General features: G+C 46.0%; 21 protein-coding genes. 20 read left to right on the top strand and 1 reads right to left on the bottom strand.

The window, feature by feature from the left end:
* Window positions 1-7: 7 nt before the first annotated feature.
* From lepB to ACEN8J_RS12635, 8 genes are all read left to right on the top strand, one after another.
* Complete coding sequence (lepB, locus tag ACEN8J_RS12670; protein WP_025721709.1) at window positions 8-634, top strand: signal peptidase I; 627 nt, start codon at window positions 8-10, stop codon at window positions 632-634.
* Between the two features lie 77 nt (window positions 635-711).
* Window positions 712-1,572 (top strand): ribosome biogenesis GTPase YlqF, encoded by an 861-nt coding sequence (gene ylqF, locus ACEN8J_RS12665; RefSeq protein ID WP_029514994.1) that lies wholly within the window; start codon window positions 712-714, stop codon window positions 1,570-1,572.
* Between the two features lie 209 nt (window positions 1,573-1,781).
* Complete coding sequence (gene rnhB, locus ACEN8J_RS12660) at window positions 1,782-2,429, top strand: ribonuclease HII (RefSeq protein WP_081112524.1); 648 nt, start codon at window positions 1,782-1,784, stop codon at window positions 2,427-2,429.
* A 92-nt stretch (window positions 2,430-2,521) separates the two neighbouring features.
* Window positions 2,522-4,648, top strand: a complete 2,127-nt coding sequence (locus tag ACEN8J_RS12655) for a TP0910 N-terminal domain-containing protein (RefSeq protein ID WP_209948028.1) — start codon at window positions 2,522-2,524, stop codon at window positions 4,646-4,648.
* Window positions 4,645-4,944 (top strand): EscU/YscU/HrcU family type III secretion system export apparatus switch protein, encoded by a 300-nt coding sequence (locus ACEN8J_RS12650; RefSeq protein ID WP_023988176.1) that lies wholly within the window; start codon window positions 4,645-4,647, stop codon window positions 4,942-4,944. The genes ACEN8J_RS12655 and ACEN8J_RS12650 overlap by 4 nt, the downstream gene beginning before the upstream one ends.
* Window positions 4,944-5,327 (top strand): YraN family protein, encoded by a 384-nt coding sequence (locus tag ACEN8J_RS12645; RefSeq protein WP_039274735.1) that lies wholly within the window; start codon window positions 4,944-4,946, stop codon window positions 5,325-5,327. The genes ACEN8J_RS12650 and ACEN8J_RS12645 overlap by 1 nt, the downstream gene beginning before the upstream one ends.
* A gap of 155 nt (window positions 5,328-5,482) precedes the next feature.
* Complete coding sequence (locus ACEN8J_RS12640; RefSeq protein WP_209948030.1) at window positions 5,483-6,034, top strand: nitroreductase family protein; 552 nt, start codon at window positions 5,483-5,485, stop codon at window positions 6,032-6,034.
* Window positions 6,035-6,195: 161 nt separating this feature from the next.
* On the top strand, window positions 6,196-7,815 hold the full coding sequence (locus ACEN8J_RS12635) for a YifB family Mg chelatase-like AAA ATPase (protein WP_209948031.1): 1,620 nt from the start codon (window positions 6,196-6,198) through the stop codon (window positions 7,813-7,815).
* A gap of 280 nt (window positions 7,816-8,095) precedes the next feature.
* Here the strand turns inward: ACEN8J_RS12635 and ACEN8J_RS12630 are convergent, their stop codons facing one another.
* Window positions 8,096-8,524, bottom strand: a complete 429-nt coding sequence (locus ACEN8J_RS12630; RefSeq protein WP_209948033.1) for an organic hydroperoxide resistance protein — start codon at window positions 8,522-8,524, stop codon at window positions 8,096-8,098.
* Between the two features lie 147 nt (window positions 8,525-8,671).
* Here ACEN8J_RS12630 and ACEN8J_RS12625 point away from each other — a divergent pair, with 147 nt between their 5' ends.
* The 12 genes from ACEN8J_RS12625 (at window position 8,672) to fliF (ending at window position 22,040) form a co-directional block, all read left to right on the top strand.
* On the top strand, window positions 8,672-9,142 hold the full coding sequence (locus ACEN8J_RS12625) for a MarR family winged helix-turn-helix transcriptional regulator (RefSeq protein ID WP_209948035.1): 471 nt from the start codon (window positions 8,672-8,674) through the stop codon (window positions 9,140-9,142).
* Window positions 9,143-9,478: 336 nt separating this feature from the next.
* Window positions 9,479-10,639 carry an ADP-forming succinate--CoA ligase subunit beta gene (sucC, locus tag ACEN8J_RS12620; protein WP_029516982.1) on the top strand — a complete coding sequence of 387 codons (1,161 nt, stop codon included), beginning with the start codon at window positions 9,479-9,481 and terminating at the stop codon, window positions 10,637-10,639.
* A gap of 49 nt (window positions 10,640-10,688) precedes the next feature.
* A complete protein-coding gene (gene sucD, locus ACEN8J_RS12615) occupies window positions 10,689-11,618 on the top strand; it encodes a succinate--CoA ligase subunit alpha (RefSeq protein ID WP_029516983.1) in 930 nt (309 codons plus the stop codon).
* Between the two features lie 226 nt (window positions 11,619-11,844).
* Window positions 11,845-12,963 carry a DNA-processing protein DprA gene (dprA, locus tag ACEN8J_RS12610; RefSeq protein ID WP_029516984.1) on the top strand — a complete coding sequence of 373 codons (1,119 nt, stop codon included), beginning with the start codon at window positions 11,845-11,847 and terminating at the stop codon, window positions 12,961-12,963.
* Between the two features lie 351 nt (window positions 12,964-13,314).
* A complete protein-coding gene (topA, locus tag ACEN8J_RS12605) occupies window positions 13,315-15,417 on the top strand; it encodes a type I DNA topoisomerase (RefSeq protein WP_318626672.1) in 2,103 nt (700 codons plus the stop codon).
* Window positions 15,418-15,444: 27 nt separating this feature from the next.
* Complete coding sequence (gene trmFO, locus ACEN8J_RS12600; protein ID WP_039274718.1) at window positions 15,445-16,785, top strand: FADH(2)-oxidizing methylenetetrahydrofolate--tRNA-(uracil(54)-C(5))-methyltransferase TrmFO; 1,341 nt, start codon at window positions 15,445-15,447, stop codon at window positions 16,783-16,785.
* A 26-nt stretch (window positions 16,786-16,811) separates the two neighbouring features.
* Window positions 16,812-17,354 (top strand): ATP-dependent protease subunit HslV, encoded by a 543-nt coding sequence (gene hslV, locus ACEN8J_RS12595; protein WP_013309881.1) that lies wholly within the window; start codon window positions 16,812-16,814, stop codon window positions 17,352-17,354.
* 36 nt (window positions 17,355-17,390) lie between these two features.
* Complete coding sequence (gene hslU / locus ACEN8J_RS12590; RefSeq protein WP_340931962.1) at window positions 17,391-18,791, top strand: ATP-dependent protease ATPase subunit HslU; 1,401 nt, start codon at window positions 17,391-17,393, stop codon at window positions 18,789-18,791.
* A gap of 409 nt (window positions 18,792-19,200) precedes the next feature.
* Window positions 19,201-19,608 carry a flagellar basal body rod protein FlgB gene (flgB, locus tag ACEN8J_RS12585; RefSeq protein WP_013309883.1) on the top strand — a complete coding sequence of 136 codons (408 nt, stop codon included), beginning with the start codon at window positions 19,201-19,203 and terminating at the stop codon, window positions 19,606-19,608.
* Between the two features lie 6 nt (window positions 19,609-19,614).
* Window positions 19,615-20,067 (top strand): flagellar basal body rod protein FlgC, encoded by a 453-nt coding sequence (gene flgC / locus ACEN8J_RS12580; RefSeq protein ID WP_029516988.1) that lies wholly within the window; start codon window positions 19,615-19,617, stop codon window positions 20,065-20,067.
* Between the two features lie 39 nt (window positions 20,068-20,106).
* Window positions 20,107-20,421: a flagellar hook-basal body complex protein FliE gene (gene fliE / locus ACEN8J_RS12575; RefSeq protein ID WP_029516989.1), complete on the top strand. Its 315-nt coding sequence runs from the start codon at window positions 20,107-20,109 to the stop codon at window positions 20,419-20,421.
* A gap of 35 nt (window positions 20,422-20,456) precedes the next feature.
* Entirely contained in the window at window positions 20,457-22,040 is a 1,584-nt protein-coding gene (fliF, locus tag ACEN8J_RS12570) for a flagellar basal-body MS-ring/collar protein FliF (RefSeq protein ID WP_495593547.1), read from the top strand.
* Window positions 22,041-22,042: the final 2 nt, after the last annotated feature.

The raw sequence follows: 22,042 nt of genomic DNA, 5'->3' as shown, positions 1-22,042 counted from the left end.
GTGAGCTATGGAGCAAGAAGTAGGACAAGGAGCTGTACAGCAGCCAACTGATCAGGATGGTACGCCCAAGCGTAAACCAAAAAATGAGATTTTTGAGTGGCTCAAGGCCATCATTATTGCGTTAGTGCTTGTCTTTTTAATCCGCTGGCTTCTCTTTAAGCCGTTTATTGTGGATGGCCCGTCGATGCAGCCTAACTTTCATACCGGAGAACGCGTCATTGTGAATGAGATTTTGTATGATTTCCGTGCCCCTAAACCAGGCGAAGTGATCGTGTTTCATGTGCCGGAGGAAGGAAGAGACTTTATCAAACGCGTCATTGCCGTTGAAGGAGATACGGTCAAGGTAGAAGGTGACACAATTACAGTAAATGGCAAGCCGATTCAGGAATCTTACCTGAAAGCTCCTTTGGAAGAAGCGCATCAAAATGGCGAGCTTTACAACAAGTTTACAAATTTTCCAAATGAGAAGTTTAAGGATGGAAAAGTTCCGGCTGGGCATATTTTTGTAATGGGAGATAACCGTTCCAATAGTACAGACAGTCGGATGATCGGATATATTGATTTGAAAGAAGTCGTGGGTCGGGCTGACGTTATTTTCTGGCCGGCGAAAGATATGCAGTGGATTAACCACTAGAATAACTAATAGCTGCCGTAATCCTAACTAAGAGCCTAAGGGTAAAAGTTGGAGTTACGCACAATGGGGTGATGACGGTGACGATTCAATGGTTTCCTGGTCACATGACCAGAGCGCGCCGCCAAATTGAAGCAAAATTAAAGCTGATTGATTTGGTTATTGAGCTGATTGATGCTCGATTGCCGCTCTCCAGCCGAAATCCAATGATTGATGATATTTTGCAAGGCAAGCCGCGAATGATTATATTGAATAAAGCAGATTTGGCGGACCCCGTAGTATCACAGCAATGGATTGCCTACTTTAAGGAACAGGGGCATGTGGCCTTACCAGTGGATGCCACAACTGGAACGGGGCTAAAAGAAATCCCGATTCAGGCTAAGCTGTTGCTTAAGGAAAAGATAGATCGGCAGATTCGGAAGGGAATGAACCCGCGTCCTATGCGTGGGTTGATTGTTGGTATTCCGAATGTCGGTAAATCGACACTGATCAACCGAATGGCGGGACGTAATATTGCAGCTACGGGTGACCGTCCAGGGGTAACGAAGGCACAGCAGTGGATCAAGATCGGTGAAATTGAATTGCTGGATACACCAGGTATTCTATGGCCTAAATTCGAGGATCAGAATGTAGGCTATCGTCTGGCTGTTACAGGTGCGATCAAGGAAGAAATTCTGAATGTCGAGGATATTGCTTTTTTTGCGACTAAATATTTGGTCCAGTACTATTGGGATGTAATGGCAGAGCGCTTTGAGCTCACCAAACGTCCTGAAGATACAGAAAATCCTGATGAAATTGTCAACGTCATGGAAGCGATCGGACGTAAACGCGGCTGTATTGTTAGCGGCGGACGTGTGGATCTTGAAAAGGCGTCAAAAATCATTTTGCGTGAGCTGCGTGCAGGGAAGCTGGGACGGTTCAGTCTGGAAGCTCCTTACTGATTCTACAGGTACACCGATACAGAACATAGCACTTTGTGGCAAGGAAGAACCTTCCCCATCTCTCCGGAGAGGAGGAAGGTTTTTTTGGTATTTGAAGGCAGTTAGAAAAGGGTTTTGGACGATGAAGGTCTGTGGTAAGCTGAATTCAATCGCTAGAGCTACGGCATGAATGACGCGTTAAACTACATATAGATGGGCAGGTATTGAATATGGAAGATAAAGAGATTGTAGTGAAGGACATGCTACATTATGAAAAAAAATGCTGGGAGCAGTCTTGTGAGCGGATTGCAGGAATTGACGAGGTAGGTCGCGGATGTCTGTTTGGTGATGTTGTGGCCGCAGCAGTCATTTTACCAGTGGGTGAGTTACTGGAAGGTGTGGATGATTCCAAAAAATTGACGGATAAGAAGAGAGAAGCGTACTACGAGCTGATTATGGAGAAGGCCATTGCTGTAGGAGTTGGCTATGTAGATGCGCAGACGATTGATGATATCAATATTAAGCAAGCAGCTCGTTTGGCTATGAAGCAGGCTATTGAGGCTTTACATGTGTCTCCTGATTATTTACTGGTGGATGCAGAAAAGGTAGATGTGCCTATTCCTCAGCTCTCTATTATTAAAGGAGATGCGAACAGTCAGTCTATTGCGGCGGCCTCTATCATCGCCAAGGTAACCCGTGATCGGCTGTGCAAAGGTGAATGGGATGCGAAGTATCCGGAATATGGGATCGGTATACATAAAGGTTACGCTACCAAGTTGCATAGGGAACAAATTTTGGCGCTAGGACCTACAAAGATGCATAGACGCAGCTTTCTGGGAAATCTGTTGACGGAGCAACCGACGCTGTTTGATCTGTGATTACTTATTATGAATCGGGACAATGCCGATATAAAGGATAACTAATACCATAAGCCCCTTTTGAGTAGGGGGAGAGTGAGAGGAGGGGCGATATGAACATCGGATCTGTATTTCGGGGATTACTTGGAGATGTGAAGGCGGGAGAGGCAAAAAAACTTGATATGCAGCCAGGCCAGGTCGTAAGAGGAGTCGTATTAAAGGTGTCTGAGGACGGCGACGAGGCTGTATTGCAAATACAAGGTTCTCAGGTCAGGGCAAAGCTGGAGACCCCTCTTCAACCTGGGCAGACTACAACGTTTCAGGTTCAACCGGCTTCCCCCAGCGGAATGACGGTGCTTAAACCTTTGAACGATGTGGCCAATACACCACAGCAAACCGTAGCGCTGACAGATGTATTGGAATCGGTGGGACTGCCGGATACAGCTCAGAACAGGGAGCTTATACAGGCAATGCAAAAGAATGGTGTGCCGTTGACATCTGAAAATGCGGCTTCTTTGCGAGAAGCTATGGCGAAGCAAAGTGGCAATGTACAGTTGGGAACGTTTGTGCAGGCGGCGGCAGTTGCTTTTCAGCGGGGACTTCCATTGACGGCAGAAAGCATAAACGGATTGCGTCAAGCGATGTTTGGGCCTCCTTTAAATGATCTGTTGTCTTCGCTGGAGCAAGAACTTGAAGCGGTGTTAAAGCAGCAAGGACAGGGAACGCCTACTGACCGTTCAGTAGGGGAAGCAGCCACAATAAAAAGCACTGACCGAACGTCAGTTAGTCCAACAGGCACTTCTTCTGTGGTGATTGCAGATGGACAGGAAGGCCAAGCTTTAACATTGTCCAAGGATGCTTCTGCCTCTGCTGCTACAAAACAGGCAGAAACAGGACAACAAGTCACAGGTGGCAAGGAATTGTTAAAAGGGACTCAGGCAGCCAATCTCGCTGCTACAGTAAGCGAAGCGAGTGTTTTGGCTACAGATTCGGATACTTCGGCGGGATCTACTGCATTTGCATCCAACGGGACTGCTTCAGAAGAACCGCAAGCAGTTAGCGGGCGAGGAGCGCCAGTGGTATTGGATGCTGGTGCCAATGCGTCTGAATCGGGCGCTGCTGATGCATTAAACGGCTCCCGCGTCAAAGCGGAGCAACAACAGCAAGCTACTGCGGCAGGTACGCAGCTTAAGGATGCCGATGGTGCTCCAACTCCGGCCACGGCAGAGCCTACGGGGACGAAGTCTGCCTTAAACGCAGTCATGGCAGACCGTCCTTCCGCACAGCAAGCCGCTGGCTCTACGCTACCATCCGCGGCGAACAACGTTACTGCGCCAGAGGCGCCGCTCCAGCGGCTGCGCCTCCTGCTGCAAGAGCTGCGTGCAGCCGTGCCACCCGAACTGAGCACGGCTGCACCAGACCAGTCCACGGGAGAGGTAGCGCAGCCGGCGGCTGGCGCCTCGCGGACTGCGGATGCCGCTGCTTCACAGCCTGCGGCATCCAGCCCGCAGCTCACCCCCACGGAGGATCCGTGGGTGGGCCGCGTACTGAAGCTGCTCGGTGCAGAGCATGAGCAGCAAGTGCACCGCGCGACTACACAGGTCGCGCAAGGGGCGACGGCACGTATGGAGTCGCCAGAGGGAATGCCCCAGACACTGCCGGGATTAGCGGCTACGTCAGGCGACACAGTGTCAGCAGACGCAGCCACCGTAAAAGGTGCGCTGCTCCAGCTGATGAGCAGTGACGACCTGCCGCCCGCTTTGAAAGAGGCGGCTCAGCAGGTTGTACAGAACCTGACAGGTCAGCAGTTGCTGCTCAATACAGACCGAACGGCGCCTTTTGCACAAGTACACATGTTTATACCGTTCGTTGGACCGGACGGTCGTGAAACAGCTACGATCCAGATTCAGTCTCGCCGCGGCAAACGGGGAGAACTGGACGCCTCCAACTGTCGTCTTTGGTTTGATTTGGACATGAAGGGGCTTGGACCGACCCTGGTAGATGTCCAGGTTGTAGATCGGATTGTAAGTGTCAAGCTCCATAATGATCATGAATGGGCGGCTTCGTTGTTAACCAGTGGGCGTGAGTCCATTCACACAGCGTTGGAGTCACTAGGATACCAACTTCTATCGCTTCGTACCGAGCCCATGCCCATAAGGACTGAACAGAACAGCCTCGTCTCTTCTGAAGTACAAAGCTATGTACCTCAGCCGTATAAAGGAGTCGATCTTAAAATATGAAAGAGCCGTTGGAGCCTCCTTCTCCTTCCATAAAGAAGGCGGTCGCCCTTAAATATACGCCTGGTGAGAGCGAAGCACCGATTGTCGTTGCCAAAGGGAGCGGCCGTATTGCGGATAGCATTTTAGAAAAAGCTAAAGAGCATGGTGTTCCGGTACAGGAGGACGCTGCGCTGGTTGAAGTACTATCCAAACTTGATTTGGACGAACAAATCCCTGCTGAGCTCTATCAGTTGGTGGCAGAGGTGCTTACCTATATTTATCAAATGGATCGACTTGCATCAAGGGATGACTGGTGATGAGGAATGAGATGAAGGCTGGAGGCAAGGATCAACGGAAAGCCAAAGGAGCGATGGGCGAAGAGGCAGCGGCTTTGTTTTTAGAAAACTTGGGTTACCGTATCATAGAGCGTAATTGGCGATGCCGCAGTGGTGAAATAGATCTGATTGCCAAGCAGGAGCATACATTCGTGTTTATTGAGGTACGTAGTCGTAGTAGCTCCAAATATGGAACGCCAGCAGAATCAGTTACTGCGCGTAAAATAGCCCAAGTTCGCCAAACAGCTGCTGTATATTTGCATATGAATGGGATTGGAGATGCTCCAATCCGCTTTGACATGATTTCTGTACAATTAACTGACGAAAAGGCAGTTGTTACGGACCATTTAATAGGTGCATTTTAAAAGAGTAAGAGCTTTTGCGAAGGTAAGAGTGCGGGACTGAATTCAAATGTGCAGGTTGACAGAAAGGAAAGCTACAGGTATATTTTATTGAGAATAGTTATCATTTTCATCTTAAAATGAATATCGAGAAGTTGTACCTGTGAAGGAGGATTTACGTGACAAAGCGTACCTTTAGTGAACATGTCATAGATGTAATTCAGGAACGTCGAACGATTAAACGATTTAAATCCGACTCCATTCCGGTAGATACAATTAAAGAACTGTTGGACGTCGCTGTGTGGGCTCCTAATCATAAAATGCGTGAACCGTGGCGTTTTTTGTTGTTTGCTGGCGAAGGACGGAAAAAGCTTGCAAAAGCCATTGCAGCCGATATTGGTAAAGACAACAAGTTTGAGAGTGGAATTCTGCACAACCCGATTCAGCTTTTAGTGGTGATGGAAGAAGATCCGCGTCAAGCGGTTTGGGATGAGGATTTTGCAGCAGTCAGCGCGCTTGTTCAAAACTTTATGCTTGCTGCATGGAGCAAAGGGATCGGAACGTTTTGGGTGACAAAGCCATTTTTATACTCGCCTAAGTTCCGTGAACATTTGGGAATCCAACCGGGTGAGAAGGTAATAGGAATGATATATGCAGGCTATCCTGACGTTATCCCAGAATCAAGGCCACGTACTCCGGCAGCCGATAAGCTGACCTTGTTTGACAAATAATCTTTCGTTAGATAAACTTAGTCAAGAATTTTGAAAGCATGTTCGGAGCTAAAATTAGAACATTATATTTGCAATAAATGAAAATTTGGAAGCACCTTTTTTCATATAGGCAATGATTCCCGAGAGGGACATTTCAATATGAGGAGAGGTGCTTTTTTGATATGTATGGAAAATTACATGGAGCTTGCCTATATGGGATAGATGGCGTTCTGATCGAAGTTGAGACTGATTTGTCCAATGGCTTGCCTCAGACCGCAATTATCGGATTGCCGGATTCAGCGATTCGAGAGGCAGTAGAGCGTGTGAGAGCAGCAATCAAAAACTGCGGTTTCAAATATCCGTCCCAGCGTGTCACGATTAACTTAGCTCCTGCAGATTTGCGTAAGGAAGGCTCATCTTTTGATCTTGCTATCGCTTTAGGCTTGCTGACAACCAGCGGACAGGTTGTTTTACCAGTAGGGGAACGAACGCTGTTTATTGGCGAGCTGGCACTGGATGGCAGCATTCGTCCTGTAAATGGGGTGTTGTCTATGGTTGATCTGGCCAAGCGAGAAGGATTCGATTCCGTGCTGCTTCCTCAAGAAAACGCAAGCGAGGCTCGTCTAATTGCGGATATACGTATTTACGCTATACACCATCTGGTGGATCTTATCCCGGTTAATGAGCATGTACAAGACACCCCGGACGGCCAAGTGACCAATCAAAATTGTACTGCCAGTAAACAAGTTATAATCCATTCCTATGACCATTTATCCCAAGCAGAGCATATAGCGTTGTGCGAGCAAGAGGAACTAGCCAGTAATATGGAGGATTACAGCGATGTGCTGGGTCAGCTACACGCCAAACGTGCGTTAGTTATTGCTGCAGCAGGAATGCATAATATTTTGCTTATGGGGCCGCCGGGTGCTGGAAAAACGATGCTCATCCGCAGATTGTCCTCTATCCTGCCGCCTTTGACTGAAAAGGAGTCGCTAGAAGTGACCAAGGTATACAGCGCAGCAGGAAAATGGAAGGAGTCATCGCCCCATCTCATGCATGTTCGTCCCTTCCGTTCGCCTCATCATACGATCTCTGCTGCTGGATTGGTAGGCGGAGGAGGCATACCCAAACCAGGAGAAATCAGTCTTGCACACCGAGGGATTTTATTTCTGGATGAACTGCCTGAGTTTAGCCGTCATGTACTAGAAGTACTGCGCCAACCATTGGAAGACCACAATGTCACGATCAGTCGTTCACGTGCTGTTTTTAAGTATCCGGCGCATTTTTTACTTGCTGCCTCTTTAAATCCGTGCCACTGTGGCTTTTTCGGAAATGATACGGAACATCAGCGCTGTACCTGTTCACCTGCAGCAGTAGCCCGCTACCGTTCACGTATTTCCGGTCCACTGCTGGATCGGATCGATCTTCAGCTTGAAGTATCGCAGCCGAAGGATTGGCGGGAGGAAAAAGAATCACTGTCGTCTGCTGATATGAGAAAGCAGGTGTTGGCTGCTCGAGCAATACAAATCCGCAGATACAGCAAGCTTCCTTTTTCATGGAATAGTGAGCTGTCCGGTCAGCTGCTGCGTAAATATGCGGTATTAGAACAAAATGCAGCGGAGTTGCTTGACCAGACGATGGATGCACTTGGTTTAAGCATGCGTGCGTATGATCGAATTCTCAAGCTGTCCCGCACCATTGCAGACTTACATGAGTCAGAGAAAATTACGACTTCACATGTGGCTGAAGCTATTCAATACCGCCAGATGGATAGAGCAAATTCCAATTTTCCCGAAATGTAAAAAGGCGATAAAATTAGCAGATACAGCACGATCATTTTTATGAAAAAGTTTTTCCAAAGGATATGTATACGAGAGAAAACGGAAATAAGGACAAAAAAAAGCTCCAGGCAAAAAGACCTGGAGAAGCAAAAAAGATTATGACAATAGTGATTATACTATGAGTATATCAATTTCGTATATACGATTATGCATCATCTCCCATGTTACTTGATGGAAAAACAACAAGCCCCTCGACCAATACGGTTCAGGGGCTTGTTGTGAAATTCATTCTAACTCTATGTTACAAAACGTTCAGTTTCACTTCAATATTTCCGCGGGTAGCGCGGGAGTATGGACATTGTTCGTGCGCGCCTTCCACCAGTTTTACTGCAGTTTCATGATCGACGCCTTTGACCAGTATGTCGAGGTTTACTCCGATTCCGAAACCACCGTCTTCCACTTTGCCGAAATGGACCGTAGCCGTTACTTCAGTACCTTCATGCTTAACACGTTGCATGCGGGCAACCATATTTAAGGCACTATCAAAGCAAGCGGAATAGCCTGCTGCGAACAATTGCTCTGGATTCGTACCAGCACCGCCTGCGCCGCCCATTTCTTTTGGGGTATCAATATCTAAACGAATTTCAGGGGAAGAAGACTCGATATAACCGTTACGTCCACCAACCGCTTTTACTGTTGTTTCATACATTTTTTGTTGAATGGTCATCATAATCCAATCACTGCCTCTCGCTTAACTTATATTTTACACAATTTAATTTATCAAAATAATTATTGTTTGTAAAGTATTTTATGCAATTAGAATGTACTTTGCTATATAATGTGCTAAAATAATGACGAAAGTAGGTGACTAGACAGTATGGAAAATAACTTCAATGAACACGCAGCGTTGAAACTTGATAATCAGTTATGCTTTGCCATATATGCATGCTCCAGAGAGATTACGAAGCTATACCAGCCTTATCTGGAAAAGCTCGGTGTGACGTACTCACAATATTTGGTGCTAATCGTGCTCTGGGAGCGTGAAGAGTGTACAGTGAAGGAATTAGGTGAGGCACTATATTTGGACTCCGGCACACTAACTCCGCTATTGAAGAGATTGCAGAACGCCGGGCTGATCGATCGAAAGCGTTCCACTCAGGATGAGCGTAAGGTGCTGATTTCTTTGACGACAGAGGGAATCGCATTACGGGAAAAAGCTCTGTCTGTACCTGGATGCATCCAGGAAAAAACAAGTATGACCCATGATCAATTTGGGTCGCTTCTGCTCCAATTCAATGATCTGCTCGATCGTGTTCATCAAGCGAATGTACAAATCGAAAAATCATAAGGTATTTTCAGTTGCTCTGCGAATCTTACGGCATGAGTTAATCTCCACTGAAAGAAAAAATACCTAATCATGCTTGAAGAAATAAAGTGCCTCTTAATGCGGATTAGTAATCCCATATTGTAGAGGTGCTTTTTTTGTGTGAATTTGTATTATATATAATATCCAATAATATCCAAACATTCGATTTTGGGAATGATAATGATATCAAAATACTGTAATTCATAAGGTTAAATTATAAGGAAAGCGTTTTAAAAACATGTTACAATGATGTAGGTTTAGTATAGATTTCCTTGTGAACCGCCCTTGTTGCAGTCATGTTGATAGGAGGATTCCAGAATGAATATCCATGAATATCAGGGTAAAGAAGTATTGAAACAGTACGGAGTGGCTGTACCGAACGGTAAGGTTGCCTATACGGTGGAGGAAGCCGTTGCTGCGGCAGAATCGCTTGGGAGCGCTGTTACGGTGGTAAAAGCACAAATTCATGCTGGTGGACGCGGTAAAGCGGGTGGCGTGAAAGTTGCCAAAGGTTTGGATGAGGTGCGGACTTTTGCTGCTGAAATTTTGGGTAAGGTGCTGGTGACGCATCAGACTGGACCTGAAGGTAAAGAGGTCAAACGCCTTTTGGTTGAGGAAGGCTGCGATATTCGTAAAGAATATTACGTCGGTGTTGTCGTAGATCGTGCGACTGGACGTATCGTAATGATGGCCTCAGAAGAAGGTGGTACGGAAATCGAAGAGGTGGCTGCAGCTACTCCGGAGAAGATTTTTAAAGCGGTTGTTGATCCAGCGATTGGGCTTCAGGTGTATCAGGCCCGTAAGTTGGCGTATGACATTAATATTCCTAATGAACTGGTAAACAAAGCGGTCAAGTTTATGTTGGCACTATACGAAGCTTTTGTGGACAAGGACTGTTCGATTGCAGAAATCAATCCCTTAGTCGTTACGGGTGATGGGAATGTACTGGCGTTGGATGCCAAACTGAATTTTGATTCTAATGCATTGTTCCGTCACAAGGATATTTTGGAACTGCGTGATTTGGATGAAGAGGATGAGAAGGAAATTGAGGCATCTAAATACGATCTAAGCTATATCGCTCTGGACGGAAATATTGGTTGTATGGTCAATGGTGCGGGTTTGGCGATGGCAACCATGGATATTATCAAATATTACGGTGGCGATCCGGCCAACTTCCTGGACGTGGGGGGCGGTGCGACGACGGAAAAGGTAACCGAAGCGTTCAAAATCATTTTGTCCGATCCGAAGGTAGAAGGTATTTTCGTGAACATTTTCGGCGGAATTATGCAGTGTGACATCATTGCGAACGGCGTCGTGGAGGCTGCCAAACAGTTGGGGCTGACTCGTCCGCTTGTTGTCCGTCTTGAAGGGACGAATGTTGGGCTCGGTAAACAGATTTTAGCGGAATCCGGTTTGAATATCGTGGCAGCCGATTCTATGGCGGATGGCGCCCAAAAAATCGTCGAACTTGTTCAATAGCCTGTTTGCATTCCGATATGCCGAATAAACGATAGGGGATGTGAAGATCGTGAGTATTTTGGTCGATAAGCATACAAAGGTGATTACACAGGGGATTACGGGAAAAACGGCGTTGTTTCATGCCAAGGGTGCACTTGATTACGGTACACAAATGGTAGGTGGCACCTCTCCAGGTAAGGGGGGCACCGAGGTAGAAATTACACTGGAGAACGGACAACAGGTCAAATTGCCAGTGTTTAACACAGTGAGCGAAGCCAAGGAAGCTACTGGCGCAACAGCGAGCGTGATTTACGTGCCACCGGCTTTTGCAGCAGATTCCATTTTGGAGGCTGTAGATGCGGATTTAGATCTCGTGATTTGTATCACGGAGGGCATTCCGGTGCTTGATATGATTAGGGTCAAACGTTTTATGGAAGGTAAAAAGACCGTTCTGATTGGCCCTAACTGTCCAGGTGTTATTACACCAGGAGAATGTAAAATCGGTATTATGCCAGGTTACATTCATCTACCAGGTCATGTAGGTGTTGTGTCACGTAGTGGCACTTTGACCTATGAAGCAGTGCATCAGTTAACGACCCGGGGTATAGGACAATCTTCCGCTGTTGGTATTGGCGGTGACCCCGTTAAAGGTTCGGAATTCATTGATATTTTGCAACGTTTCAATGAGGACCCCAACACTCACGCTGTCATTATGATTGGAGAAATTGGGGGTACAGCCGAGGAAGAGGCTGCTGAGTGGATCAAGGACAATATGACGAAGCCGGTGGTTGGTTTTATCGGCGGTGTGACTGCGCCTCCGGGTAAACGGATGGGGCATGCTGGTGCCATTATTTCTGGCGGAAAAGGAACGGCTAAAGAGAAAATCGCCACGCTTGAAGCCTGCGGGATCCAGGTGGCACCGACTCCTTCCGAAATGGGCTCGACACTGGTAAGTGTGCTGGAAGCACGTGGTATTTTGAATTTGTGCACGACACATTAAATCGTGTTCCTTCATTAATATACAGGCCATAAAACGCATCGAAATTTGCCGCAGGCTAGTGTATAATGAAAGAAAGGTAAGCAACCTTTTTATCTTCTGAAACAGGGGATGAAAAGGTTGCTTTTTTTGCGTTAAGACAGGCTTATCAGGGAAACGCTTGCAAAATGACTCATTGTGCCACAAAATAAGGGAGGGTTCACTCTTCCGTGAATGGGGGAACCATAGTTTGGAAGAAAGATGGCTTTTGTTAGGCTTACATGAGTTAGAGGGAATCGGAAGAAAAACAATCCAGCGTATTTGGTCGAGTGACTATCAATTGCATGAGCTACTGCATTTTAGCGAACAAAAATGGATTGAGATAGGGTTAAGCCCTGCTCAGGCACGCATTGCGGCCCAGTGTTACGATGAAGAATGGGTGCATGAACGATATCAGCGAGTCCAATCCGGTGATATTGGAACGGTAACTTATGTGGACGAGGATTATCCCCTATTAATGAAGGAAACAGTTGATCCACCCTGGGTAATGTATACAATAGGGGATAAATCACTTTTGCATACATGTTCTGTAGCCATGGTAGGAACTCGCGTTCCCACCGCTTATGGACGTAGAGCAGCGGAGATACTAACAGAGGGATTATGTAATGCAGGGATTACAATAGTTAGCGGATTGGCGAGAGGAATTGACAGTATTTGTCACGAAACAGCCCTGCGCCGGGGAGGAAACACGATTGGTGTACTGGGAACAGCGATCGATCAAATTTATCCTCCCCAAAATGCGTCTTTATTTGCAGAGCTGGCTAGCAAAGGCTTGATCGTATCAGAGTATCCTCCAGGCACAAGGTCGCATCCGGGAATGTTTCCACAACGTAATCGGATTATAGCCGGCCTAACGAAGGGAACGCTTGTCGTCGAAGCAGATGCAAGAAGCGGTTCTTTGATTACAGCTGATGCTGCGCTAGAGGCAAATCGAGATGTGTTTGCTGTTCCCGGACCCATTACGTCACCGAAGAGTAGAGGCACGCTGAGCTTGATTAAGCAAGGAGCCAAAACAGTCACTGAAGCTTCGGATATTATTGAGGAGTATGAAGCGGATTTGCGTACAAGGGAGGTTTCTTCATACAATAGAGAGCAGAGTCCTAATCTGAAGGAGGTCTCCAAATTGCCAGAAAGTGAGACTTCTGAGGAAAACCGTGTCATACTGTTGCTCGAACAGGGAACCATGACTCTGGATGAACTGCTCGATGCTACGGCATGGGATTTTGGACTTTTACACGCAGTTCTGTTATCGTTAATCATAAAAAAAAGGATCGCCCAGCTAGCGGGCACAAAATACAAGCTTATTTAGTAGTTGTTTTTGCAAAGTCCTTAGTAAATGCACAAATTTAATTTTAAACATCAGGTGGAGGGCAGTATGGCATTTATCCGCGCCGCGGATTCCTACTCCTTCCCCACTTCCTGAAATGTGTTGAATTTATAGCTCGTACTAGTGAAGCGTTGGATTTGAACTTGGAAAAGCGACAGCGTTCGCCTTTGTAATGGAATTCTAACTTTATCGAAGGTTTATAAAATCTAAGAATTTCGTTACAACAGCAATTGTAAGATCAATTCCATCGTGTAGCTTCTCTACGAACTATAGCTCACCACATTTCAGGAAGTCTATCATACTCATGTGTGTAATTGAGAGGAGGAAGAGCCTATGGCGGATTCACTCGTCATCGTGGAATCGCCTTCCAAGGCGAAGACGATCGGCAAATACTTAGGCAGCAAATATATCGTCAAGGCTTCCATGGGTCATATCAGGGATTTACCGAAGAGTCAGATCGGCGTAGAGGTCGAAAATGATTTTAATCCCAAATACATTACCATTCGAGGTAAAGGCTCAATTCTAAAAGAATTAAAGGATGCCCGAAAAAAAGTAAAAAAAGTATATCTAGCGGCTGACCCGGATCGCGAAGGTGAAGCTATTGCCTGGCATCTAGCGCATGCGCTGGAACTGGACGATACGGCAGATTGCCGTGTTGTATTTAATGAAATTACAAAGCAGGCTGTCAAAGATGCTTTTAAAACACCCCGTAAAATCAATATGGATTTGGTCAATGCTCAACAGGCACGACGGATACTGGATCGACTTGTAGGCTACAAAATCAGCCCGTTGCTCTGGAAAAAGGTAAAGAAGGGCCTATCCGCTGGGCGTGTGCAGTCGGTTGCGGTGAAAATTATTCTGGACCGGGAAAACGAGATCAGTGAGTTTGTACCGGAAGAATACTGGACGATTACAGCTAAACTAGCTATTAAAGACAGCACCTTTGAAGCGAAATTTCATAAGCTGCGTGGTGAAAAGAAAGAACTCTCCAGCGAAGCGGATGTACAAGAAGTGTTGGAAGCTATCGGAAAATCGCCTTACAAGGTGCGCGATGTGAAAGAGAAAGAGCGTTTACGCAATCCTTCTCCTCCATTCACAACAAGTTCCTTGCAGCAGGAGGCGGCTCGTAAGCTCAACTTCCGTGCTTCTAAAACGATGTCTGTAGCTCAGCAGCTATATGAGGGTGTGGATTTAGGTAAAGAAGGGACCGTGGGTCTAATTACGTATATGCGTACGGATTCCACACGGATCGCCGCTTCAGCACAAGAGGAAGCGAAAGAATTAATTATTCAAAAATATGGCGAAGCTTTTGTACCTGAAACTCCTCGTCAATATTCAAAAAAAGCGGCCAACGCCCAAGATGCGCATGAAGCGATTCGCCCAACCTCTGCGTTACGCGAACCGGAAACAGTTAAACCGTTTATGAGTCGGGATCAGTTCCGTTTGTACAAATTGGTATGGGAACGTTTTATGGCCAGCCAGATGGCTTCTGCTATTATGGATACTTTGTCCGTAGATATTGAAGCGGGTGAGACGATATTCCGGGCAGCAGGTTCGAAGGTTCGTTTTCCAGGTTTCATGAAAGTGTATGTAGAGGGAAATGACGACGGTAAAACCGAAGAAGATAAACTGCTGCCACCACTTCAACCAGGCGATAAATTAAAAAAAGAAGCAGTTGAGCCGAAGCAGCATTTTACACAACCGCCTCCCCGTTATACGGAAGCGCGACTGGTTAAGACGCTGGAAGAACTGGGTATAGGACGTCCAAGTACGTATGCGCCGACGCTGGAAACCATTCAGAAACGTGGGTACGTTGCTATTGAAGAGAAGAAGTTTTTCCCTACAGAGCTGGGCGAATTGGTCATCGAACAGATGGAGGAGTTCTTTCCAGAGATTTTGAATGTGGAGTTTACAGCTCATATGGAAGGTGATCTTGACCACGTCGAAGAAGGCGAAGGTAATTGGGTCAAGGTGTTGAGTGACTTTTACGAGTCATTCGAGAAGCGACTTGAAGTGGCTGAAGAAGAAATGAAAGAAATTGAAATAAAAGATGAAGTATCCGATGTCATTTGTGATAAGTGTGGCAGCCAAATGGTCTATAAGCTTGGCCGATTTGGTAAATTCCTGGCCTGTTCTGCTTTTCCAGATTGCCGTAACACAAAGCCAATTGTTAAGGATATCGGGATTGATTGTCCTACATGCGGTGAGGGACATGTTGTCGAACGACGAAGTAAAAAGGGACGTATCTTTTACGGATGTGACCGCTACCCGGAATGTGATTTTGTATCCTGGGATAAACCGTCCATTAAGCCTTGCCCAAGTTGCAGTAGCCTAATGGTTGAAAAACGTACGAAACAAGGAACGAAGCTCAACTGTACTGTCTGCGATCACAGCGAAATGCTGGAAGAGAGCGATGAGAGTGTAGAGACTTCTTAAGAACAACATTAGCAGGGGGATTTAAACGTGAGTGAACTACAAAAGGTAACGGTCATCGGAGCAGGCTTGGCGGGCAGCGAAGCTGCCTGGCAAATTGCAAGCCGTGGAGTGCCAGTCAAGTTATATGAAATGAGGCCGGTTGTAAAAACACCAGCACATCATACAGATAAATTTGCCGAACTGGTATGCAGTAATTCCTTGAGGGCAAACGGCCTAACGAATGCAGTAGGCGTACTGAAGGAAGAGATGAGAATACTGAACTCCTTGATTCTGAGCGCAGCAGATCGTCATGCTGTTCCGGCTGGCGGTGCATTGGCAGTAGATCGTGACGGATTTTCCGGTCATATTACTGATACGCTTCATCAACATCCTTTGATCGAGGTTGTTAATGAAGAGCTTCAGGAAATCCCACAGGACGGTATTGTGGTTATTGCGACGGGACCTTTAACTTCTCCAGCTTTGTCGGAACAGATTAAATCACTGATGGGAGAGGAGTATTTTTATTTTTACGATGCGGCGGCCCCGATTGTGGAAAAGGACTCTATTGACATGAGCAAGGTTTATCTGGCTTCCCGTTATGATAAGGGAGAAGCAGCGTACTTGAATTGTCCGATGAACGAAGCGGAATTTGATGCTTTTTATGAGGCTCTGATTACGGCTGAGGTAGCGCAAGTCAAGGAATTCGAAAAAGAAATTTATTTTGAAGGCTGTATGCCCATCGAAGTGATGATGCAACGTGGGAAACAAACGGCATTGTTCGGACCTATGAAACCTGTGGGTCTCGTAAATCCGCATACAGGTGAACTGCCTCACGCAGTTGTTCAGCTTCGGCAGGACAACGCTGCAGGAACGCTGTATAATCTGGTTGGTTTCCAGACTCACCTCAAATGGGGGGAGCAAAAGCGTGTATTTTCAATGATTCCGGGTCTTGAAGAGGCAGAGTTTGTACGTTATGGTGTGATGCATCGCAATACCTTTATTAATTCACCGCAGCAACTTCATCCAACCTATCAGTTCAAGGGAAGAAGTAATCTATTCTTCGCCGGACAAATGACCGGTGTAGAGGGATATGTGGAGTCGGCAGCTTCTGGTCTGCTGGCCGGGATGAATGCGGCACGAGCAGCACGTGGACAGGAAATGTTTGTATTTCCTGCAGAAACGACATTAGGCAGCATGGCGCGGTATATTACGACCGCTGATTTTAAACATTTTCAACCGATGAATGCAAACTTTGGTTTGCTTCCAAAGTTGGAAAAACGGATTCGTAACAAAAAGGAAAAGAATGAAGCTCTCGCTAGTCGCGCGTTGGAAAGTTTGCGCGGTTATATCAATGAAACGGGAGTTATATCAGCTGAAGTACAGGCATAGGGATGAAGGAAAAGGAGGAGCGCGTTATGGATATGTCCTTTCATGCTACCACCATCTGCGCTGTACGCCACAATGGCAAAGGAGCTATTGCGGGTGATGGACAGGTAACGTTCGGTAACAGTGTTGTAATGAAGCAGACGGCAAAAAAAGTACGCAGATTGTATCGTGGTCAGGTCGTTGCAGGATTTGCGGGTTCGGTGGCCGATGCTATCACGTTATTTGAAAAGTTTGAAAATAAGCTAGAGGAACACCACGGAAATCTTCAAAGAGCAGCCGTGGAACTGGCCAAGGACTGGCGTCAGGATCGTATCCTGCGTAAGCTGGAAGCGCTTATGATTGTGATGGACTCTTCCGGGATGCTGCTCATTTCTGGAGGCGGCGAAATTATCGAGCCGGATGATGATGTGCTTGCCATTGGCTCAGGTGGCAATTTTGCATTGGCGGCTGCCCGTGCTTTCAAACGCCATGGCTCTGGCATGGAAGCAAAGGACATGGCACGGGAAGCGCTAGAGGTTGCTTCGGAAATATGTGTGTATACGAACAATCAGATTATCGTGGAAGAACTGTAAATCGGCTCTGAGTATTCAAGGGTGGAGGAGTGCAAAATGAATAATCAATCGTTGACGCCCAGACAAGTGGTATGCGAGCTGGATAAGTATATTGTCGGACAAAAGGAAGCTAAAAAATCTGTTGCTGTTGCCTTACGCAACCGCTATCGGCGTAGCAAGCTGCCGGATGACATCCGGGATGAAATTGTGCCTAAAAATATTTTGATGATCGGACCAACTGGTGTGGGTAAAACTGAAATTGCACGTAGACTTGCACGGCTCGTGGGGGCTCCTTTTGTCAAGGTAGAGGCGACCAAATTTACAGAAGTGGGTTACGTCGGTCGTGATGTGGAATCCATGGTGCGTGATCTGATGGAAACCTCCATTCGCATCGTCAAGTCGGAACGAACAGAGAATGTGAAGGACAAAGCGGAGGACATGGCAAATGAACGGATTGTCAGCATCCTTGTACCTGCAGAAAAGTCAAACAAATCGCAACGTAATCCCTTTGAAATGCTGTTTGGCAATAACACGGGAACTTCGATAGAAGAAGAACCACCACAACAGGATGGATCTTTGGCAGAAAAGCGCCGTAAGGTTAAATTCGATCTGTTGTCCGGTAAGCTTGAGGATGATGTCATAGAGATTGATGTGGAGGATACTGCACCCAATATGCTCGATATGTTTGCTGGGCAAGGGAATGAACAAATGGGTATGAATATGCAGGAGATGTTCGGAAGTTTTCTGCCCAAGCGGACGAAGAAGCGCAAGCTGCCAGTCAAGGAAGCTCGCAAGGTGTTGATTCAAGATGAAGCCGCCAAATTGATCGATATGGACGATGTGATTCAGGAGTCTGTGAAGCGTGCTGAGCAATCGGGTATTATTTTTATCGATGAAATAGATAAGATTGCCAGCCAGGGTAAGGGGAGTGGCCCCGATGTGTCGAGAGAAGGCGTCCAGCGCGATATTTTACCTATTGTCGAGGGATCTACCATCATGACCAAATACGGTCCGGTAAGAACAGATTACATTCTGTTTATTGCTGCAGGAGCTTTTCATGTTGCAAAACCATCTGACCTGATCCCTGAGCTTCAGGGCCGTTTTCCAATCCGTGTGGAATTAAGTAGCCTGACTTTGGATGAGTTTGTGTCGATACTGACGGAGCCTAAAAATGCGCTGACCAAGCAATACACTGATCTACTCCGTACCGAGGAGATTGAAGTCGAATTTTCTGCGGAAGCGATTCGTGAGATTGCCAGTATTGCTGAGTCTGTAAATCGCAACACCGAAAATATTGGCGCACGTCGTTTGCATACCATTCTAGAAAAGCTGCTGGAGGATCTGTCGTTTGAAGCACCAGAGCTTACATTGGATCGTATGATCATTACCCCGGAATATGTACGTGAGAAGCTGGGAGATATTGCCCAAAACAGGGACCTTAGTCAGTATATTTTATGAATAGGGTTTTCTAAAAATAGGGTGTGTGGTCCAGAATAACACTATCTTGCACCGTCATTTAGACCTAGAAAATGGTCAAGTTGATGATTTTTCTGTCTATTCCAAAAGTAGGACGTATAATCTTTTACAGGTGTAAAGTGCTAAGAAAACATTCATTTTCTTGAAAAAAACCTGAAAAATTTAACAATTTATGCATCTAAAGCCCTCTTTTTTTAAAAAGATAGGGCTTTTTTCTTATTGTAATTAGGTCCCAACTCTACGAAACTTAGAATATATGACAGAAAGTTATTATTTTCTACTTAAGACCTAAAAGAAATGTATAATTATGAAATTTTATTGTCGAAAAAAAGTGAAAAATCTTGTTTTATTGAATCTTACTTTGGAGTAGACGCTGGGAGGGAGGAGCTAAATGAATCTGCTGGGTGATATGAGCTTTCAAAAGCTTCAGGCAGGTGTACAGGCGGCAAATACGAGACAACGTGTGATGGCTGACAATATTTCCAATGCGGATACCCCGTATTTTAAGCGTTCGGAGGTTTCATTTGAAGAACTGCTTCAGCAGCAAATGGACGGGGATGTCACACCACTACGTGGAAAAGTAACCAATTCAAGACATTTTCAAATAGGACCTGTGAACTCCATTCCAGATGCCACGGTCACCAAAGATGGGTACTCAGTCATGAATAACAATATGAACAACGTAGATATCGACAGAGAAATGAGTCTTATGGCTGAAAATCAACTAAGATATAATACCTACATCCAAGAAATTAATGAGCGCATCAAGATGATGAGAACAGCGGTAGAAGGGAGATAGGAATAGGTGAAGATTAACAACGGCTTTGATATTAGTGCGTCTGCTCTTACGGCCCAACGGTTGCGGATGGACGTTATATCTAGCAACATTGCCAACGCAGAGACAACTCGGGCGAAAGTAGAGAATGGACAAGCAGTTCCATATCGGAGAAAAACGGTTGTTTTGGAGCCGAACCAATCTGGCTTTGCCGATGTTTTGAAGGCTCAAATGGAAGGAAGTAGAACTAGCGCTGCTGGCGTTAAGGTTTCGCAAATTCAGGAAGATCAGTCACCTTTGAAGCCTGTGTACAATCCGGGTCACCCGGATGCTGATAAAGATGGCTATGTATATATGCCTAATGTAGACATTATGAAAGAAATGGTCGACATGATTTCCGCAACACGCTCATACGAAGCCAATGTAACAGCTCTGAATGCATCAAAGGCTATGGTTTCCAAAGCGCTTGAAATCGGTCGCTAAGCTCTAGGACTACTAATTACTTAATAGGGAGAGTAAAACATGATTCAGAACGCCATGTTTAATGTACAGACACCGGTAATACAGCAGATTCAATCGCCTAACAATGAGTTGGCGAAAGCGACGCCTTCCGAATCCTTGAAGGACTTTGGTTCCTTCCTAAAGGATGCTCTCAATGAAGTAGGGCAGCAGGAAGCCGCTACGCACCAGATGTCCGACCAATTCATGGCAGGCAAAGTTGATGTAGATCAGGTCATGATCACTTCCCAACAAGCGCTGCTTTCCCTGCAGCTTACTACACAGGTCCGAAACAAAGCGATCGAAGCCTATCAGGAGATCATGCGTACACAGATGTAAAGAGGGTTTAGCAAAGTTTCGGATGGGGTGACGGAGTGAACGAGAGAATCGCCCAATATCGGGATAAGATTTCCGGGTATTGGAATAATTTTAGCAAAAAACAGAAGATATTACTTGTTTCGACATTAGCATTCATCATTATCGCTGTTGTAGTGCTAACGATGCAGTTTACCAAAACCGAGTATGAAGTGGCTTTCCGAGATTTAAATGCTAACGATGCTGCCGGAGTCATTAAATATCTCGATTCTGCGGGTATACCGTATCAACTTAATGCTGGTGGGACACAAATCTCAGTCCCAACCGCTAATGCGGATAAGGCGAAGGTAGATGTTGGGTCTCAAGGCCTGATTCAGAAGGGTTCAATCGGCATGAGCGCTTTTGACCAGTCCTCCTCTGCCATTGGCATGACGGAGAACGAGTTCAATGTGAAGTACAATAATGCATTGAACGGCGAAATACAGCAACTGTTGGAACGGATGGATGGTGTCCAAAGCTCCAAAGCTGTCATTAATATGCCAAAGGAAAACATTTTTGCCGGACTTGAGGAAAAGGACAAAGCCTCCGCTTCGATTCAAATGGAATTCGAGCCTGGCTTTACTCCAAATCAGCAGGCAATCGATGGATACTTTAATCTGGTAAAAACGGCCGTACCGAATCTTCCAGTGGAAAACATTACGATCACTAATAAGGAATATGAGTTGATTCCAACGGCCAAGGGCGGCCAAGGTGGGCTCACTAGTGGTGTTCAAGAAAACATGGCTCTACAGAAGAAGTTTGAGAGCGATGTAAGGAATAATGTTCAACAATTTTTGTCGAAAATTGTTGGAGACGACAAGGTAAATGTGCTGGTGATGTCCCAGCTAAATTTCGACAAAGTAACATCAAAGGAACAAATAGTTACACCTGTTGATCAAACAAAAATGAAGGGTATTGAAATTAGCGCCCAACAAATTCAGGAAAGCTATACAGGTAGTAGTGGACAAACCGGAGGAGTTGCAGGAACAGGAACACAGGATGTTCCGGGCTACCCCGGAGGAGCTAATTCCGGCAATACCAGCTCAGATAAGAGCTCAAGTACGATTAACTACGAGGTTAACCGAATTGCAAGGGATATTATCCAAAGTCCGTACACTGTAAAAGATTTAACCATTAATGTAGCAGTTGAACCACCAACAGGTCAGCAAACGTTGGATACTGCAACTCAGACAGCAATTCAAAATATTTTGGTTAATATCGTAAGAGCGTCGTTGGCGAATTCTGGTACTACAATTACAGACGCTGATTTGGCTAAGAAGGTTTCGGTGTTCTCACAAGCTGTTCCGGCGCCTGCGAGCACGAATACATTCTTCTCAGCTTCCAACCCTTGGCTATGGGGCATTGGAGCTGCTGTTCTGGCACTGCTGGCGGGTGTAATCTTCCTCATCGTACGCGGTCGTCGTAAGCAGGAAGAAGAGTTGGATGAAGAATTGCAACTCATGCCAACGCCGACGGAGTTCCCGTCTATTACCATGGAAAGTGTGACAAATGAAAGTCAAGTGCGTAAACAGCTTGAAAGTCTGGCGAAAAAGAAACCCGACGAATTCGTCAATCTGCTTCGTACATGGCTGGCTGACGAATAGAG

The sequence above is a fragment of the Paenibacillus sp. Paensp38 genome (assembly GCF_059491915.1).
Note: the sequence above shows the minus strand (reverse complement) of the source record. Positions and strands in the feature narration are given on the sequence as shown.